The sequence below is a fragment of the Mesorhizobium sp. J8 genome, assembly GCF_016591715.1.
Classification (GTDB): Bacteria; Pseudomonadota; Alphaproteobacteria; order Rhizobiales; family Rhizobiaceae; genus Mesorhizobium.
This window is the reverse complement of the sequence record NZ_AP024109.1, coordinates 6,136,056-6,152,350: the sequence shown is the minus strand read 5'-3', so window position 1 is coordinate 6,152,350 and position 16,295 is coordinate 6,136,056. Positions and strand designations below refer to the sequence as shown.

The following is a 16,295-nucleotide window of genomic DNA, read 5'->3' as shown; positions in this document are numbered from 1 at the left end:
GTCGAAATGTCCATTCAGAGCGCACGTCCGGCTCCCAGTCGTCAATATCATTGTGAAGAATGTCCGCTGCGGCCCTTGCCGGCCTTTCGTGCGTTCGAGAAGGAGGAACTGTCGTTCGTAAGCACTTTCAAGCGCGGCGAACTCGCGGTCGACAAGGGAGCGACAGTGCTGGTCGAAGGCAGCCACAGCGCGCATCTCTACACTGTACTATCGGGCTGGGCGTTTCGCTACAAGCTCTTGCCCGACGGGCGCCGCCAGATCCTCAACTATTCCATGCCTGGCGACCTTATCGGCTTGCAGGGAAGCCTGATGGGCGAGATGCAGCATTCCGTCGAGGCCCTGTCGCCGATGCTGCTGTGCGTCTTCGAGCGCGACCAGTTGCAGGAGCTCTATCGCAACCATCCCGGCCTTGCCTATGACATCACCTGGATCGCGTCGCGCGAGGAACGCATGCTGGACGAGAACCTGCTCAGCATCGGCCGCCGTACCGCTCTCGAACGAGCGGCCTACCTCATCGCCTTCATCGCCAGCCGGGCGCGCGGTGCCGGACTGAACGGCAAGGCGCCAGTGCGGATCCCGATCACGCAACAGCACATCGCCGACACGCTCGGCCTTTCGCTGGTCCATACCAACAAGACCATCCGCAAGCTGATGGACCGCAAGCTCGTCCTGTGGCGGGATGGCGGCTGCGAGGTGATCGACTATGACGGACTGAAGAAGCTTGCCCGCTGGGAGGGGCTGGGCGAGGAGCGCCGGCCGCTGATCTAGGGTCTCGATATTCAGGTGAGCCGGCCCGCTTGCTGCGCTTTCGGTGCTCACGGACTTGAAGTACGCTTCGCCCCGGGGCTTTGAGCGGCAGACCGGAACCATGGTGCTGAACGGGCGTTGAAAGCAACGCAAACGCAAGGAGTTACAGATGGCAACCGCCGCAGGCAGATCCGCAACGGATGAAGCGACCACCGCCGACCTTCAGGCTGATATCGAGCAGTTGAAAGCCGATATCCAAGAACTCACCGAGCAACTCGCCAAAACCGGCCAACACGGTTATGGGGCAGCTCGTCGCGCTGCCGCGGATAGCGTCGAGCAATTGCGCGCGCAAGGCGAAGCCGCCTTCGAGAGCATGCGTGGCAGCGCCGAGGACATCGAAGCGCAACTCATCGCCAAAGTCCGGGAGAAGCCCGTGACGTCGCTGGCGATCGCGGCGGGTGTCGGCTACCTCTTTGCCCTGCTTTCCCGCCGCTAGCCTCAGATGGGGACGCTTGTCTCGCTGGTCTCGGCCCTTGCCTCGGGCGAGGCGATGGCTGCTTTGCAAAGGGCGCGGACCACGGCCATCCTTTACGGACTTGCCGCCATCTTTGCCCTGTGCGGCGTCGGCTTCCTCATCGGCGCCGCCTATATATGGCTGGCGGCGCGCTATGGATCGCTGGCGACCAGCCTCGGCTTCGGCGTAGGGTTCCTGGTGGTTGCCGGGCTCATCCTCGTCGTCCACAAGCTGACGGCGAGCATGCGCGGCAGGCGGCGCGCGCGGCGGCGGCAGGCCGACATGACCGCGTTGGGCGTCACCGCGGCGCTTGCCCTGCTTCCGGCCCTTGCCAAGAGCAAGGGCGGGCTGGGAGCCGTCATCGCGCCTGCCTTGGCGGTCGTCGCCTACGCCATCTATCGCGAGAACGCCAAGCCAAAGCCGCGCAAGCCCGACCCGGAAGACATGCATCGAAGCGCGTTGCGCTGAACCGGTTTCAGGCGACGCACCTAAAGTCTCTGTTTCGAGGAATGTCCTCGTCCAGAACCGCTGCACACTTTGGGCGGCGAGCTTCAGGTTGCCCGACACGTCTCAAGCTGGCGGCCGCTTCAAGCAATTGCCTTGTGATTTGCTCGCCAGCCTCAAACACGTGCTCCGATGATCGGAAAGCAAGGCTACCGATCGGGGAACCTTCACGTAAAGGACCCGTTACCCGACGGTGCCCTGCCTGAAACGCCGCCGCCCAACATGGAGGCCATCATGACTAAGATCGTTCCTGAAAACAAAGCCCGTCAGGGACACTGGGGCTGGCATGCTCTGAGGATACTCATCGCCGGTCTGTTGCTGGCATTCATCGCGTGGGGTGCGGTGGAGATATACGGCGAACTGATCAAGTCGCCGAATTCCGGCGCGCAACATGTACCGCAGCCGCCGGGCACCGAGCAGGGCCCCGCTCCGGCGCAACCGACTTCGCAGCCCTGAAGAAGCGCTTCTGTTCAAGCTGCCTTTGCGCTGACGCCGCGCGACGGTACCAGGACGTTCAGAGCGCCCGGGTGGATTTCAATCGTCGTCTCACGAGCAAGCTGTATCAGTTCGCCATCCAGCACCGCACGGACTTTCTTCGTCGGGGAATGGATTTTCAGCACTGCCCTATCGGCCTGATGCACCTCGACATGCGCGCTTTGGCGCCATCTGCCGCGCAGCATGTCCAGCAAAAGCTTTGCCAGATGGTGACGACGGCGCGCGACGCTTACGTAAATGCCGAGCACGCCGCCGGCTGGATTGTCGGCATAGGGCAGGTGGCCTTCGCCGAACAGGTTGTTGGAGATGCCGATGCCGGTGGTGCGGGTGACGATCTCCGCCTTGCCGATGGTCAAGCTCACTTTGAGCGCCGGCGGGTTCTTGATCGCCTCCCATGCGGCACGCACGGAAGCCCGCATCTTTCCAAGACGCGAGCCGAAATCCATTTTCTCGCGTAGCTGAACCATCCTGGCATGCATGCCGACCGAGAACTGATGCACGAAAGGCCGGCCGTTGGCGCTGGCCATATCGACGGCAATCACCTCGCCATCGGCAAAGGACTGCAGTGCCGCTCCCAATGTCTGCGGAATGCCAAGCCCGCGCGCGAAGAGGTTCATCGTGCCGGCGGGCAAGATGGCCAGGGCCTTCTTCTTGTTCATGAGCAGGGACGCCGCGGTGGAAATCGTGCCGTCGCCGCCTCCGGCGAGGACGACATCGATATTGCGCCTGGCGATCGCTCGTTGCAGCGCCGCGGCGACGTTGCGGCCAGCCACGATATCAATCTCGACAGAATGCCCCGCCGCCTCGAGTGTCTGACGAAGCTGTTCGGAAAACGCCTCAATATCGATCGCGCGGAGCGTGCCGCCGTCCTGGTTCAGCACCGCAGCAAACCGCATGCACCTCTCCGTGTTGAGTTCAGGCCAGCCGGGCCAGCAGACCTTGGGCCGCGGGCTGAACGACGATGCTGCCGCAAAGGTTCCGCGGAGGTCCCCAGGAGTCCGGCCACTGGGGGAGCGCGTTGTGGTTGGAACAACACCCCGGTCACAACGTTGTGAACCTGTCGACACTGCCGCTCCCACTCGCCGCACAGAGCTGGCCAAGGGAGCGCAATGCACAGATCAGGCACGAGGAGAGACCAAGATGATCCGCACTCTTTTTGCAACGACCGCGATCGCGACGCTGCTCGCGACAGGCGCTTTTGCACAGACGACACCCGCTCCGGCTCCACAAGCCCCCGCAGCTGAAAGCACGGCCCCGGTGCCGCGCGCCGATGGCGCGTTGATGTCCAATATCATCGGCGAGTCCGTCTATAACGGGACCGGCGACGACGCCCAAAACATCGGCAAGGTCGATGATGTGGTCTTCGATTCCAGCGGCAATGCCAAATCTGCCATCATCGGGGTGGGCGGGTTCCTTGGCGTCGGCAAGAAGGACGTCGCGTTCGACTATGGCAAGCTGGAATGGGCCGAGAAGAACGGCGATCGCTGGTTGGTCGCCAAGTCTACGAAGGATGAGCTGAATGCCCTGCCGGCATTCGACCGCAAACCTTATGATCCGGCGCCGGCGCAGTCGGCCGATGCCACGCAGCCCGCCAACAACAACACGACGACGACCCAGGCTCCGGCGGCCGCACCGGCCGAGCCGGTGAAGAAGGCGGAGGGCAATCTCGCCACCAATATCATGGGCGAGTCCGTCTATAACGGCACCGCGGACGACGCCCAGAAGATCGGCGATGTGAAGGACATCGTGCTTGCCAAGGACGGCAAGGCCGAGTCGCTGGTGATCGGCGTCGGCGGCTTCCTCGGCATCGGCACGAAGAATGTCACCTATGACTTCGCCAAGGCCAAGTGGGCGGAGAAGAACGGTGACCGCTGGCTGGTGGCCGAGACGACGAAGGAGGAGCTGCAGGCCCAGCCCGATTTCAACCGCAAGGCCTATGATCCGGCGCCAGGCTCGACAACGGCCGCGAACAACGCTCCTGCGGCGACCACGCCCGCGGTGGTGTCTTCGAATACCACGTCCGATAAGGGGGCCAAGCCGGCAGAGCCCGCCAAGTCGACGGCCGAGAACAAGCCTGCGGCGCCGCCGGCCCAGAGCACGGCCGAGAACAAGCCCGCCGATAACGGTGTCGCCGCAACCGACCAGACCAAGACCGCCTCCATCGACAAGTCGACATTGACCGAGATGCCGATGGGCAACATGCGTGTCGACGACCTCAAGGGCACGACGGTCTATGGCGCCAACGACGCCAAGATCGGTTCGATCGGCGACGTCGTCCTGACGCCCGACAACAAGCCGGACGCGGTCGTCGTGGACGTCGGCGGCTTCCTGGGCATCGGCGCCAAGGAAGTTGCGATCGGCATGGACAAGCTCAAATTCATGACCGACAAGAACGGCAAGAAATACCTCTACACCAACTTCACCAAGGAACAGCTGCAGGCGCAGACGGCCTATGACAAGAGCAGTTACGCCGCCAACCGCGACCAGCAGCGGATGATGCTGAAGTAGGTAAGAGGCGTAAGGCAGTTTGTAGGGCAGCGGGCGTTAAGCGTGCTGCCCTACTGTCTTGGGGACGTGACCTGCCACGCCGTCTGCCGTCAGCTCCGCCAGCGCCAGCGATTGGTCGAGATGCGCGGCGCGCCAAGCGAGCATCTTTTCCGCAAACTCCAGCCGCACCCGCAGATAGGCCGGGTCGCTCGCCACGTTATTCAGTTCGCCCGGGTCTTTCGACAGGTCGAACAGAAGCGGCGGCAGGCCGCCGCCGAAATGGACATATTTGAAGTCATCCGTGCGGATGACGGCGAGGTTGCAGGCGCTGGATCCGATCCCGAAATGGCGTTCGGCCTCCCCTTTGGCGACCGTGCGGAAATCGAACTCCCAATGCGCGGCATCGCGCCAGGTCTCCGGCTCCTTCCCGTCGATCCAGGGCGCGAGCGAGCGGCCGTCGAGATGGGGCTGCGGCGCGGCGCCGATCAGATCGAGCAAGGTCGGAAAGATATCGACGGCCTCGGTAAAACGATCGATCGATAGGCCGGCTGTCGATCTGCGCCGCGGATCGCGGATGACCAGCGGAATATGATAGCTGGCGTCGAAGAAGCCGCCCTTGCCGAGCATGAAGTGATCGCCCATCATCTCGGCGTGGTCGGAGGTCAGCACGATGACGGTGTCGTCCCAAGCCCCCGCCGATCTGATCGCCTGCCAGATGCGCCCGAGCTGGGCGTCGACCTCGGAGATCATGCCGTAATAGATGGCGCGGATGCGGCGGAAATTCTCCTCGCTCCAGTCCGGCACGTGGCCTTCGATGCCAGGAATGAATTTTGTCCGCTTCTGCCGGTCGAGATCGTAAGCGACGTAAGGGTGGCTCTCGGCTTCAGCTTGCCAACTTGCCGCGCGCTTGAAGGCGGGGCCTTCAGCCGGATCGTACATGGCGTTGTACGGCTCCGGCACGATGAAGGGCGGGTGGGGGCTGATGAACGAAATATGCGCGAACCATGGCGCGCTTTTCTCCTGCTCGCCGAGCCAGCGGATGAATTCGCCGGCGAGGAAAGCGGTTGGCGTCTGGTCCTTCGAATAGACCGGCGGCGCGTTGGTCACGTCGCTTTCCGCCTGGCCGCTCGCCGGACGGTGGATGCCGGGACTCCCGGCGCTTATATCGACGCCTTGCGCCAGCAGCCATGACAGCCACTGCTTCTGATGCTCGGGCAGGGCCTGGCGCACGGTGAAGCCCGGCAGCACGCCTTCATAGCTGCGCAGCCGGGGATCCTCGGACGAGAGTTGCCGGGGGTCGAGCGAGACATCGGTGTAGCCGAACAAAGTGGGGTCGTAGCCCGCCGCGCGCGCCGAAAGAGCGATGTTGCCGTGGCGCGCATCGAGCGGCGTACCGTTGCGGCAGACGCGATTGTTCATCTGATAGAGCCCGGTGTAGAGGCAGGCGCGGGCGGGCGAGCAGGGTGCTGCGCCGCCATAGTGGCGGCGGAAAAGCACGCCTTCCGCAGCGAGCGCATCCACATTCGGCGTCTTCACCACCGGATGGCCGGCGGCCGACAGGCAATCGCCACGCCATTGGTCGCAGGTGATGAGGAGAACATTCGGGCGGCTGGTCGGATTGTCCAAGATCGTCTCCTTGTGGAAGCGCTCAGATGGAACGGAAATCACCGGCGTTGCAAGCCAATGTCGGTGGTAGATTGGTGAACATATTTCAAACATTCGTTCACTTTTATGACACAGTCCATTCTGTGTTTGGCCGCTTTGCCGCCGACCCGCCCACCCTCATATTGGCGTGGACAGCGGCGAGGGCCGCACAAGGACAAGGGAAGGAGCACGATCATGCTCAATCAGATCCAGGGCCTGCATCACGTCACCTCGATGGCGAGCGACGCCCGCCGCAACAATGAGTTCTTCACGAAGAAGCTCGGCTTGCGCCGGGTGAAGAAGACCGTCAATTTCGACGCGCCGGACGTCTACCACCTCTACTATGCCGACGAGGTCGGCACGCCGGGTTCGGTGATGACCTATTTCCCGTTCCCCGATATCGGCAAGGGCCGGCACGGCGTCGGCGAGGTCGGCACAACGGTGTTCTCGGTGCCGGAAGGCACGCTCGCCTATTGGGAAAAGCGCTTCGCCGACGAGGGCGTGGGCAACGTCGCCCGCACCGAGAGTTTTGGCGAGAAGCGGCTGACCTTCACCGGCCCCGACGGCGACAGTTTCGCACTTGTCGAGGACAAGGCCGACAGCAGAGCGCCATGGGTCAAGGGTGGCGTTCCAAGCGATGAGGCGATCCGCGGCTTTCACTCGGTCTCGCTCCGACTGAAGGATGGCGGCGCCACCGAGGAGCTGTTGAAGTTTATGGGCTATGAGGAGGTCGACAAGTCCGGCAACATTCGCCGGCTGGCGATCAAGAACGGCAACGGCGCCGATGTGGTCGACATCGAATCGCTGCCGGGTGCCGGCTTCGCCAATCTCGGCGCCGGCTCGGTGCATCACGTCGCCTTCGCGGTCGAGGATCGCGCCAAGCAGCTCGAAGTGCGCAAGGCGCTGGTCGACACGGGCTATGGCGTGACCCCGGTCATCGATCGCGACTACTTCTGGGCGATCTACTTCCGCACGCCGGGCGGCGTGTTGTTCGAGGTGGCGACCAACGAGCCGGGCTTCGACCGCGATGAGGACACCGCGCATCTTGGCGAGGCGCTGAAGCTGCCGACGCAGCATCAGCATCTGAGATCTTACCTCGAAGAACACCTGCAGAAGCTGGAAGACTGAGCCATGAGCAAGGACGCTTACATCCACAAGGTCCTGCCCGGTTCGCCGGGCAGCCCGCTGCTCTTCGTCTTCCACGGCACCGGCGCTGATGAGAACCAGCTTCTCGGTTTCGGCCGCGATCTTGTGCCTTTGTCCACGATCATCTCGCCGCGTGGCGACGTGTCGGAGCATGGTGCTGCCCGCTTCTTCCGCCGCACCGGCGAGGGCGTCTACGACATGGACGACCTGGCGCGCGCGACAGGGAAGATGGTGGGCTTCGTCAAGGCGCATGTCGAGGCGGCAAAGCCCTCGGCGGTGTTCGGCCTCGGCTATTCCAACGGCGCCAACATCCTGGCCTCGGTGGTGTTCGCCGAGCCTGGCCTGTTCGACGCCACGGCGCTTATGCATCCGCTGATCCCGTTCGAACCGCAGGTGCAGGGCAGCCTTGCGGGCCGCCATATCCTGATCACTGCCGGCAGGCGCGACCCGATCTGTCCGCCCAATCTGACGTCGCGGCTCGAGGCCTATTTGCGCGCCGACGGCGCCGATGTCACAGTGGAATGGCATGACGGCGGGCATGAGGTTCGGCCGAATGAAATCGAAGCGGCGCGGCGGCTTTTCGCGCCGGCGCCAAATCAAAGTGACGGAGCGTGATGTCGTCCGAAAACCGCTTCACACTTTTCGGCATCATGCTCCAAGGAGGCAACCAAAATGGCTGACCAACTGCCCGAGATCGAACTGGAAGACCACGGCTCCAAGGGGCGTTACGTGCTGCGCGGACCGGGCGGCGCCGAGGCCGAGATGACCTTCACCAAGATCGGCGAGCACCAGCTCATCATCGATCATACCGAGGTGCCGGACGTCTTTCGCGGCCAGGGCGCCGGGCTTCGGCTCGTCACCCGCGCTGTCGAGGACGCGCGTGCCGCCGGCAAGAAGATCATCCCGCTCTGCCCCTTCGCCAACGCCCAGTTCAGGCGTCATCCGGAATGGGCGGACGTGCTGAAGCGGTGAACGCTTTTACCTTCTCCCCTTGTGGGAGAAGGTGGCCGCGAAGCGGCCGGATGAGGGGTGCTCCAGCGGAGTGAGACGTCTGCATTCCCTCGAACACCCCTCATCCGTCTCGGCGCTATCGCGCCGATCCACCTTCTCCCACAGGGGGAGAAGGGGAAGTCTTCGCATTTGCACCGCCCGGTCATCTTGCCTAAGTTGACGGTTCGCCTCGGACGAACCTGTCGTCCCGCCCGTCACCGATTTGAATGGCTCCCCGATGACCGATACCGACCTGATCCCCGTTTTCGACGGACATAACGACACGCTGCTTCGGCTCTACCAGTCGAAGGAAGCCGACGCCGAAAAGTTGTTCATCGAAGGAACGCCGGGCGGCCATATCGACCTGCCGCGCGCCAGGAAGGGCGGTTTTGCCGGCGGCATGTTTGCGATCTTTCCGCCGCCGGTCGAAAAGTCGAAGCGCAGCGCGGTGCCGCCGGCGCCAAGCGACAACGAGCCGCTGCCGCCGGAACTGCCGCAGGCCGAGGCGATCACCTCCACCATCGGCATGGCTTCCATCCTGTTCCGCCTGGAACGCGCCGGCGCGCTGACCGTCTGCCGCAGTGCCGGCGATGTACGGGAGGCCATGGCCAAGGGTTCGATCGCGGCCGTGTTCCACATCGAAGGCGTCGAGGCGATCGATCCCGGGCTTGCCATGCTCGACGTGCTGCATGCCGCGGGCCTGCGCTCGCTGGGCATCGTCTGGAGCCGCCCGAACGCCTTCGGCAACGGCGTGCCCTTCCGCTTTCCTTCCTCGCCCGACACCGGGCCTGGCCTCACCGATGCGGGCAAGGCTCTGGTCAAAGCGTGCAACCAGCTCAGGATCATGATCGACCTTTCGCATCTCAACGAGAAAGGTTTTCGCGATGTGGCGGGCTTGAGCGACGCGCCGCTGGTCGCGACCCATTCCAACGTGCATGCGATCTGCGGCCATTCGCGCAACCTGACCGACTGGCAGCTCGGCGCAATCCGCGAATCGGGCGGCATGGTGGGCCTCAACTTCGCCACCGGCTTCCTGCGCGAGGACGGCCGCATGAATGCCGACACCAGCATCGACATCATGGTGCGCCATATCGATTCGCTATTGCAGGCGCTGGGCGAGGACGGCGTCGGCCTCGGCTCCGATTTCGACGGCGCCATGATCCCTGCCCCCATCGGCGACGTCGCCGGCCTGCCCAAGCTGATCGACGCGCTTGCCGCGCGCGGTTTCGGGCGGGCGCTCATCGAGAAGATCGCTTATCGGAATTGGTTGAGCGTGCTGGAGCGCACCATAGGCTAAGGCAGATCTATCCGTCGTGGCCGATACGCTTCAGCCAGTCCTTCCCGACGCCGCGGTCGCGGATGATCGGCAAGGGATCTTCATGATCGAGCCGGGCGCAGATGCGGTAGACCTCCAGCGTCTCGGCGTTCATCTCGCCGCGCTTGAAGAAGAACATCGCCGCCGCGTACCGGGTGCGGCCGGACCACATCTCCCCGAGCGGCGTGTTGACCAGCTCCCACTGCTCGGCGGATTCCGCTTCCAGATCTTCCGCTTCGCTTGCCATGTCAAAAGTCCGCAGGCGGGTTGGCGGTGCGGCGGTCGAGCCTGATGAAGGGTCGCGGCACCACCTTCGCCTTCTTCATCAGCTTCTGGTACTGTAGCTCGCGCATGGCGTAAATCTCGACCCAGAGGTCGTCGACGATCGTTTCGCCATAGGGTCGCCGCAGCGAGGCGAGCGCGATGTTGCGCTTGGCCATCGGCGACCACATCGCCGCGCTCACCAATCCGACCTCCTGGCTTTTGCGGTAATAGACGATGGCATGCTCGGCCGGAATATTGCCTTCGATCTCCAGTCCGACCAGCACGTGACGCAGTTTCTTTTTCGCCCGCGCTTCGAGGATGGCGCGGCGGCCGTTGAAATGACCCTTGTCGGGATCGATCATGAAGCCGAGGCCGATTTCGTCGGGCATGCGCAGGCGGTCAGCGCGGATGGCGTGCTCGGACGTGGTGAAGTCGGCATTGGCGACGATCAGGCCTGCTTCCAGCCGGGCCCGGTTCAGCGCGGTATAGCCGATGGCGCGGATGCCGCGCAGCTCGCCCGCCGCCATCAGCCGGTCCCACAGGCTGAGCGCCTTGTCGGCCGGCACGAACAGCTCGTAGCCGAGATCGCCGGTGAAGCCGGTGCGCGAGATGGTGACGGCGCCACCGTCATGCGCGAACTCGGCGAGGTCGAAGACCTTCAGCCGCTCGACACCGGCGAAACCGGCTTCGCGCAGGATGGCGAAGGAGGTCGGTCCTTGTAGGGCGAGCCCGGCGATGCCCTCGGTCTCTTCCTCGACGCTCACGTCGTAGCCGATGGCGCTGTCGAGCAGCCAGGGCAGGTGCCGCTCCTGCGAGCACAGCCGGAAGCGCGTCGGCGAGAGCCGGAACAGCGTGCCGTCGTCCAGGACGAAACCTTCGTCGTCGCACCAGGCGGTGTAGTGGACCCGGCCGGGCTTCAGTTTGGTCACGTCTCGCAGCGTGACGCGGTCGAGATAGGCTTCGGCGTCACGGCCCTCGATCCGGTATTTGGTCATCGGCGAAATGTCGAAGAGTGCCGCCTGGCTGCGGATGGCGAAATATTCAAGCTCCTCGTCCCACAGCGAATGCGGGGCGCGATAGCCGGCCCAATTGTACCAGTCCTGCTTCAGGGCCAGCGCGTCGACACGCGGCTGGAAGGGCGTGCCGAGCCGCAGCGTGCGGAAATGGGGTTGGGCGGCTGTACGAGTGTCGGCCGAGCTCTTGATCGTGGGATGATGGTTCATGACGGCGTCCCTTCGCCGTAGAGGGTGGCCTCAGCGATTTGCAAAATCATGCTCATGCTCCCACCGCAATGACACGCCGCGCGGCGTTGAGGCCGGGCGCGCCGGAGATGCCGCCGCCCGGATGCGAGCCCGCGCCGGCGAGGAACAGCCCTTCGAGCGGCGTGTCGTAGCCCGACCAGCCGGAGACCGGCCGCGACATCAGCATCTGGTCGGCCTGCAACTCGCCATGGTGCCAATGGCCGCCGGGCATGCGGTAGCGCGCCTCGATGTCGGCCGGGGTCAGCAACTCGGCGTGGCGCACCGTGACGCCGATACCGGGAGCATAGGCTTCGAGCTCACCCATGATCGCCTTCAGGAATGGCGGCTTGCCGGCGGTCCAGCCTTCCTTCAGCGCATAGGGCGCATATTGCACCACGGCCGACAGCACGCAGGCCCCGGAGGGGGCGAGCGATGGATCGGCGAGGCTGGGCAGCGTGATCTCCATCACCGGCTCAGGCGAGAATGCCCCATATTTCGACGGGTTGAAGGCGCGCTCGACATGGTCGGGCGAAGGCGCGATGACGAGGCGGCCCTTGTGGCCGGCGGCATCGACGCCCGCGAACTGCGGCGGCCGGTCAAGCGCCAGATGAAGCTTCGCCGCATCGCCCTTCATGCGGATGTTCTTCACCTTGCGCACGAAGCCGGTGTCGACCTCGCGCGGGCCGACGAGATCGAGGATCGTGGTCGCCGGGTTGACGGCGGAGACGACGGTCTTTGCGCGCAGCGTCTCGCCGCCCTGCGTGATGACACCGACGGCGCGGCCTTTTTCAACGATCACCCTGGCGACCGGCGAAGCATGGCGGATGGAAACGCCGGCCTTTTCCGCCGCGGCGCGGATGGCGGCGACGACGGCACCCATGCCGCCTTTCGGCTGCGCTTGCGCGCCGGCGAGGCCGCCGATCTCGCCGGCCAGCCGGTAGTAGAGGCCGAGCAGTGAGGTGGGCGAGCGTGGTCCCAGATGCGAGCCGAGCGTCGCGTCGAAAGCGAGCAGGCCTTTCAGCCGGTCGTCCGAAAGCTGCTCGTCGAGCAGATCGTAGACATTCATCAGAAGCACGCGCAGGAAGTCGCGCATGTCTTCCTTGCCGAGCCGCTTCAGCGCCAGCGCGGTCTGACCGAGCCCGGTCATCTCGGCGAGCGACATGTTACCGAGGTCCGGCGGCCGGCGCGACAGGAACGGCTTCAGCACGCCGGCGTAGCGCAGCAATTGCGCGCGGAGCCCTTTCCAGGCGGATTGCTCCGCCGAACTCGCGCCTGTCAGCACCTCGCCATAGGCGCCATGCAGCGTAAGCGGGCCGTCCTTCGACAGCGCAACCGACGGCACGAAGTCGCCACGCTCGATCGTCAGCCCATGGCGTCCCAGCTCCAGCGTCTTCACCACATCGGGATGCAGGCGATTGAGCAGATGGGCGACCGCCGAAACGCGGAAGCCGGGCGCGAATTCCTCGGTGCGCGCGGCGCCGCCGACCTCGTTGCCGGCCTCGAGCAGCAGCACCTTGCGGCCGGATTTGGCGAGCGTCGCGGCGGCGACGAGGCCGTTATGGCCGCCGCCGATGACGATGGCGTCCCAGTGCACTTCAGATGACGTCATGGGCCGGGCTCATATGCAGGGTTGGCTTGGCGAGGTCGCGCAGGATCTCGGCGGCGGCGTTGCGTCCGGGCGCGCCCATGACGCCGCCGCCCGGATGGGTTGAGGAGCCGCACATATAGAGCCCGCCGACCGGCGAACGGTATTGGGCGTAGCCCGGCACCGGGCGGTTGAAGAGCAACTGGTCGAAGGTGAGCTCGCCCTGGAAGATATTGCCTTCGGTGAGGCCGACCTCGGCCTCGATCTCGCGCGGCGTGCGCACCTCCATATGGACGATGCGGTCGCGGAAGCCGGGCGAATATTGCGCGATCTGGGAAATCAAGCTTTCGGCGAAGCCGTCGCGGTCGGCGTCGGTCCAGTCGCGCCCTTCTATCTTGGGTGGCGCGTATTGCACGAAGCAGCTCATGAAGTGCTTGCCCGGCGGCGCCATGGTCGGGTCGAGCGTGGTCGGGATCATCATGTCGAGGAAGGGATCGGCCGACCAGCGCCCGGCTTTCCAGTCGTCATAGGCGCGCTCCATGCGCTCGATGGAATCGGTGAAATGCATGTCGGCGCGATAAACCGGCGAATCCTTCGGCAAGGCGGGAAATTCGGGGAGCGAATCCAGCGCGATGTTGACCTTGCCGGACGAGCCGCGGATTTTGAAATTCCTGACACGGCGCAGGAAGATGTCGGGCAGTTCCTTCTCCTCGACCAGCTTCAGGAAGGTGCGTTTGACGTCGGCGTTGGAGATGACGAGCTTGCCATAAATCTCCTCGCCGCCGGCGAGCACTACGCCCTTGGCCTTGCCGTTCCTGATCAGCACATGATCGACCTCGGCGCCGGTGCGGATGGTGCCGCCTGAAGCCTTGAACGAGGCGGCCAGCGCCCTGGTGACGGCGCCCATGCCGCCGCGCGCGTAGCCCCAGGCGCCTACCGAGCCGTCGACCTCGCCCATATAGTGGTGAAGGAGCACATAGGCCGTGCCGGGCGACATCGGCCCGAGCGCCGTGCCGATGATGCCGGAGAGCGCGAAGTTCGCCTTGATGACGTCGGTTTCGAAATATTCGTCCAGGAAGTCCGAGATCGACATCGTCCAGAAGCGCAGGGTCAGCGCCATTTCCTCGGCCGAGAGCCCGGCGAATTTCTTACCGAGATAGAGCAGCTCGCCGAGATCGCGCGGCCGAAAACGGGTCGGGTCAGGGGCAGTGCGCATCAAGAGCGGCTGGATGAAGCGGCACTGTCTCGTGACGTCGCGCGAATAGCGGTCATAGGCTCCGGCGTCGCGCTTCGAGAAGCGGGCGAACTCGCGACGATGCGCGTCGTGGTCGCGGTAATTGGCGAGATAGTCGCCGTCGCGGGTGAACACGGCGCCGCCCTCGTAGGAGATCACTTGCAGGCCGAAGCGCGGCAACTCCAGATCGCGCATGATCTCGGGCCGGAACAGCGAGCAGACATAAGAGCAGTTGGAATAGAGGAAGCCCGGCGTCAGCTCGCGGCTGGTGGCGGCACCGCCCACCCAGTCGTTCTTCTCGACCACCAGCACGTCCAGTCCGGCGCGCTGCAGGTAGCAGGCGTTGACCAGCCCGTTATGGCCGCCGCCGATGACGATCGCGTCCCATGCCTTCATGCGCGCAGAACCTCCATCCGGCCGCCTCTCTTTCGGTGCGGTTTGTTCCCCGATTGCCCGAATTTGACACGGATCACAGTTTTTTGTCCAGCCATTTTGAATGAATGTTCAACAAATGATGTTGCGTTTTCCTGTTGATGCGGTAGGCTTTGGCAGCATTCTGGACTGATCTGCATCGGCATTTGGGGCTAAGGATCCGATGATCGAAACGGCTGACGCCGAGCCGGAATATGACGACACCGCCATCCGCTTCCTCGAAGCGCTGTGGGGCGAGGGCTACCTGTCGCCGGGCGGTCCGGACGAGGTCGACCGCGTGGTCGAAGGCCTCTCGCTCAAGGGTAAGACGATCCTCGATATCGGTTGCGGCGCCGGCGGCATCACGCTGCATCTGGCGGCAACGCACGGCGCGGCTCGAGCCACCGGCTTCGACGTCGAAAAGCCGGTGATCGAGGCGGCGAGGCGAGGGGCGATCAGGCGGGGCCTCGAGGATCGTGTCAGCTTCGTCCAGGCGCCGCCGGGGCCGCTGCCTTTCATGAACGCTTCCTTCGACGTCGTCTTCTCCAAGGACGCGCTGCTGCACGTGCCGGATAAGGACGCGCTGTTCGCCGAGATCTTTCGCGTGCTGAGACCCGGAGGGGTGTTTGCGGCGTCGAACTGGATGATTTCGCATGACGGGGAGCCGTCGCCTGAGATGAAGGCCTATATCGCGGCCGAGGGGCTCTCCTTCGCCATGGCCTCGCCAGCGCGCTATGCCGAAGCCATGCGGCGCGCCGGCTTCACCGACATCACCATCCGCGACCGCAATCCATGGTACCGCGAGGTCGCGCGCGAAGAGCTTTCGCGGCTCAAGGGGTCGCTCTACGCACGGGCCGCGGCAGCGGTCGGCGCGGCCTATGTCGACAAGAACATCAGGACTTGGGAGGCGATGCAGAAGGTGCTTGACAGTGGCGAGCACCGCCCCACTCATCTGCGCGGTTGGAAGCCGGTCGGATAGCCGGTGATGCTGGAGACCGTGACACCCATGAAGACTGAGGCGAGCGACGCTCTCTCCGAAACGGCGCGGAAAGGCGACGCCGACAAGCGCGGCCGCAAGGCCTCGAAAGAGGTCAGGCGTCTGCAACTGATCGAGGCGACGATCGATTCACTGGCCAAGCGCGGCTATGCCGAAACGACGATGGCCGACGTTGCCGACGGCGCGGGCCTGTCGCGCGGCATCGTCAACTTCCATTTCGAGAGCAAGGAAAAGCTGCTCATCGCCACGCTGCAGCATATGTATGACGAGTATTCGGCGCATTGGCGCACCGCCTTGCAGAAGGCGGGCGACGATCCGGCGCGACAACTGCAGCAGCTGGTGTGGGCCGATTTCGACCGCTCGATCTGCAACAAGCGCAAGCTCGCCGCCTGGCTCGCCTTCTGGGGCGAGGCCAAGTCGCGGCCGACCTACCAGGCGCTGAGCAGCTCGCGCGACGCCTATTATCAGCAGGTCTTCATCGATCTCTGCACGACGCTCAAGAAAAGCGGCGGCTACAGCTATGACCCCCAGGCCATCGCCCTGGCGCTCAGCGCCATGCTCGAGGGCCTGTGGCTGCGGCTGATGATGGGAACGGAGGACACCACGCGGGAGACGGCATTGCAGGCGGCGAACGCGTTCCTGGCCGCCGCCTTCCCGAAACACTATGGTTAGCAAAGGATGTGGGGCTAGCAAAAGCAGGGTTAGCAACAGCCGGCCAAAC

Annotated in this window: 17 protein-coding genes; 11 read left to right on the top strand and 6 right to left on the bottom strand. The window is 64.4% G+C overall.

The features are described from left to right. Positions 1-6: 6 nt before the first annotated feature. The 4 genes from MJ8_RS29375 (at position 7) to MJ8_RS29360 (ending at position 2,221) form a co-directional block, all read left to right on the top strand. Positions 7-768 (top strand): Crp/Fnr family transcriptional regulator, encoded by a 762-nt coding sequence (locus tag MJ8_RS29375; protein ID WP_201412062.1) that lies wholly within the window; start codon positions 7-9, stop codon positions 766-768. A gap of 148 nt (positions 769-916) precedes the next feature. Beyond that, positions 917-1,243 (top strand): DUF883 family protein, encoded by a 327-nt coding sequence (locus MJ8_RS29370; protein WP_201412061.1) that lies wholly within the window; start codon positions 917-919, stop codon positions 1,241-1,243. Positions 1,244-1,249: 6 nt separating this feature from the next. Continuing rightward, the gene (locus MJ8_RS29365; protein WP_201412060.1) at positions 1,250-1,729 is read left to right on the top strand and encodes a phage holin family protein; all 480 of its coding nucleotides are present in this window, start codon (positions 1,250-1,252) and stop codon (positions 1,727-1,729) included. A gap of 270 nt (positions 1,730-1,999) precedes the next feature. Next, a complete protein-coding gene (locus tag MJ8_RS29360) occupies positions 2,000-2,221 on the top strand; it encodes a hypothetical protein (RefSeq protein WP_201412059.1) in 222 nt (73 codons plus the stop codon). A gap of 14 nt (positions 2,222-2,235) precedes the next feature. On the opposite strand, the gene MJ8_RS29355 is transcribed toward MJ8_RS29360, so the two are convergent. Beyond that, on the bottom strand, positions 2,236-3,156 hold the full coding sequence (locus tag MJ8_RS29355; protein WP_201415620.1) for a diacylglycerol/lipid kinase family protein: 921 nt from the start codon (positions 3,154-3,156) through the stop codon (positions 2,236-2,238). 244 nt (positions 3,157-3,400) lie between these two features. Here MJ8_RS29355 and MJ8_RS29350 point away from each other — a divergent pair, with 244 nt between their 5' ends. Further along, positions 3,401-4,768, top strand: a complete 1,368-nt coding sequence (locus MJ8_RS29350) for a PRC-barrel domain-containing protein (protein ID WP_201412058.1) — start codon at positions 3,401-3,403, stop codon at positions 4,766-4,768. Between the two features lie 36 nt (positions 4,769-4,804). On the opposite strand, the gene MJ8_RS29345 is transcribed toward MJ8_RS29350, so the two are convergent. Then, the gene (locus MJ8_RS29345) at positions 4,805-6,373 is read right to left on the bottom strand and encodes an alkaline phosphatase family protein (protein ID WP_225248070.1); all 1,569 of its coding nucleotides are present in this window, start codon (positions 6,371-6,373) and stop codon (positions 4,805-4,807) included. Between the two features lie 213 nt (positions 6,374-6,586). Here MJ8_RS29345 and MJ8_RS29340 point away from each other — a divergent pair, with 213 nt between their 5' ends. The 4 genes from MJ8_RS29340 to MJ8_RS29325 all read left to right on the top strand — a co-directional run bounded on the left by MJ8_RS29340 (position 6,587) and on the right by MJ8_RS29325 (position 9,824). After that, positions 6,587-7,519, top strand: coding sequence for a VOC family protein (locus MJ8_RS29340; protein WP_201412056.1), 933 nt, complete (start codon positions 6,587-6,589; stop codon positions 7,517-7,519). Between the two features lie 3 nt (positions 7,520-7,522). Next, on the top strand, positions 7,523-8,152 hold the full coding sequence (locus tag MJ8_RS29335) for an alpha/beta hydrolase (RefSeq protein ID WP_201412055.1): 630 nt from the start codon (positions 7,523-7,525) through the stop codon (positions 8,150-8,152). Positions 8,153-8,209: 57 nt separating this feature from the next. Further along, the gene (locus MJ8_RS29330) at positions 8,210-8,509 is read left to right on the top strand and encodes a GNAT family N-acetyltransferase (RefSeq protein ID WP_059188038.1); all 300 of its coding nucleotides are present in this window, start codon (positions 8,210-8,212) and stop codon (positions 8,507-8,509) included. 256 nt (positions 8,510-8,765) lie between these two features. Further along, complete coding sequence (locus MJ8_RS29325) at positions 8,766-9,824, top strand: dipeptidase (protein WP_201412054.1); 1,059 nt, start codon at positions 8,766-8,768, stop codon at positions 9,822-9,824. Between the two features lie 7 nt (positions 9,825-9,831). Here the strand turns inward: MJ8_RS29325 and MJ8_RS29320 are convergent, their stop codons facing one another. The 4 genes from MJ8_RS29320 to MJ8_RS29305 are packed head-to-tail and all read right to left on the bottom strand — an operon-like array spanning position 9,832 to position 14,562. Next, positions 9,832-10,089, bottom strand: coding sequence for a hypothetical protein (locus MJ8_RS29320; protein WP_201412053.1), 258 nt, complete (start codon positions 10,087-10,089; stop codon positions 9,832-9,834). Position 10,090: 1 nt separating this feature from the next. Then, positions 10,091-11,329: an aminomethyltransferase family protein gene (locus MJ8_RS29315; protein WP_201412052.1), complete on the bottom strand. Its 1,239-nt coding sequence runs from the start codon at positions 11,327-11,329 to the stop codon at positions 10,091-10,093. 52 nt (positions 11,330-11,381) lie between these two features. After that, on the bottom strand, positions 11,382-12,956 hold the full coding sequence (locus MJ8_RS29310; RefSeq protein WP_201412051.1) for a phytoene desaturase family protein: 1,575 nt from the start codon (positions 12,954-12,956) through the stop codon (positions 11,382-11,384). Further along, complete coding sequence (locus MJ8_RS29305; protein WP_201412050.1) at positions 12,943-14,562, bottom strand: phytoene desaturase family protein; 1,620 nt, start codon at positions 14,560-14,562, stop codon at positions 12,943-12,945. The genes MJ8_RS29310 and MJ8_RS29305 overlap by 14 nt, the downstream gene beginning before the upstream one ends. Positions 14,563-14,761: 199 nt before the next feature. Between MJ8_RS29305 and MJ8_RS29300 the strand changes: the two genes are divergently transcribed. Together MJ8_RS29300 and betI are read left to right on the top strand one after the other, a co-directional pair. Then, complete coding sequence (locus MJ8_RS29300; protein ID WP_201412049.1) at positions 14,762-15,556, top strand: class I SAM-dependent methyltransferase; 795 nt, start codon at positions 14,762-14,764, stop codon at positions 15,554-15,556. A 6-nt stretch (positions 15,557-15,562) separates the two neighbouring features. Next, positions 15,563-16,246, top strand: coding sequence for a transcriptional regulator BetI (gene betI, locus MJ8_RS29295; protein WP_140755503.1), 684 nt, complete (start codon positions 15,563-15,565; stop codon positions 16,244-16,246). Positions 16,247-16,295: the final 49 nt, after the last annotated feature.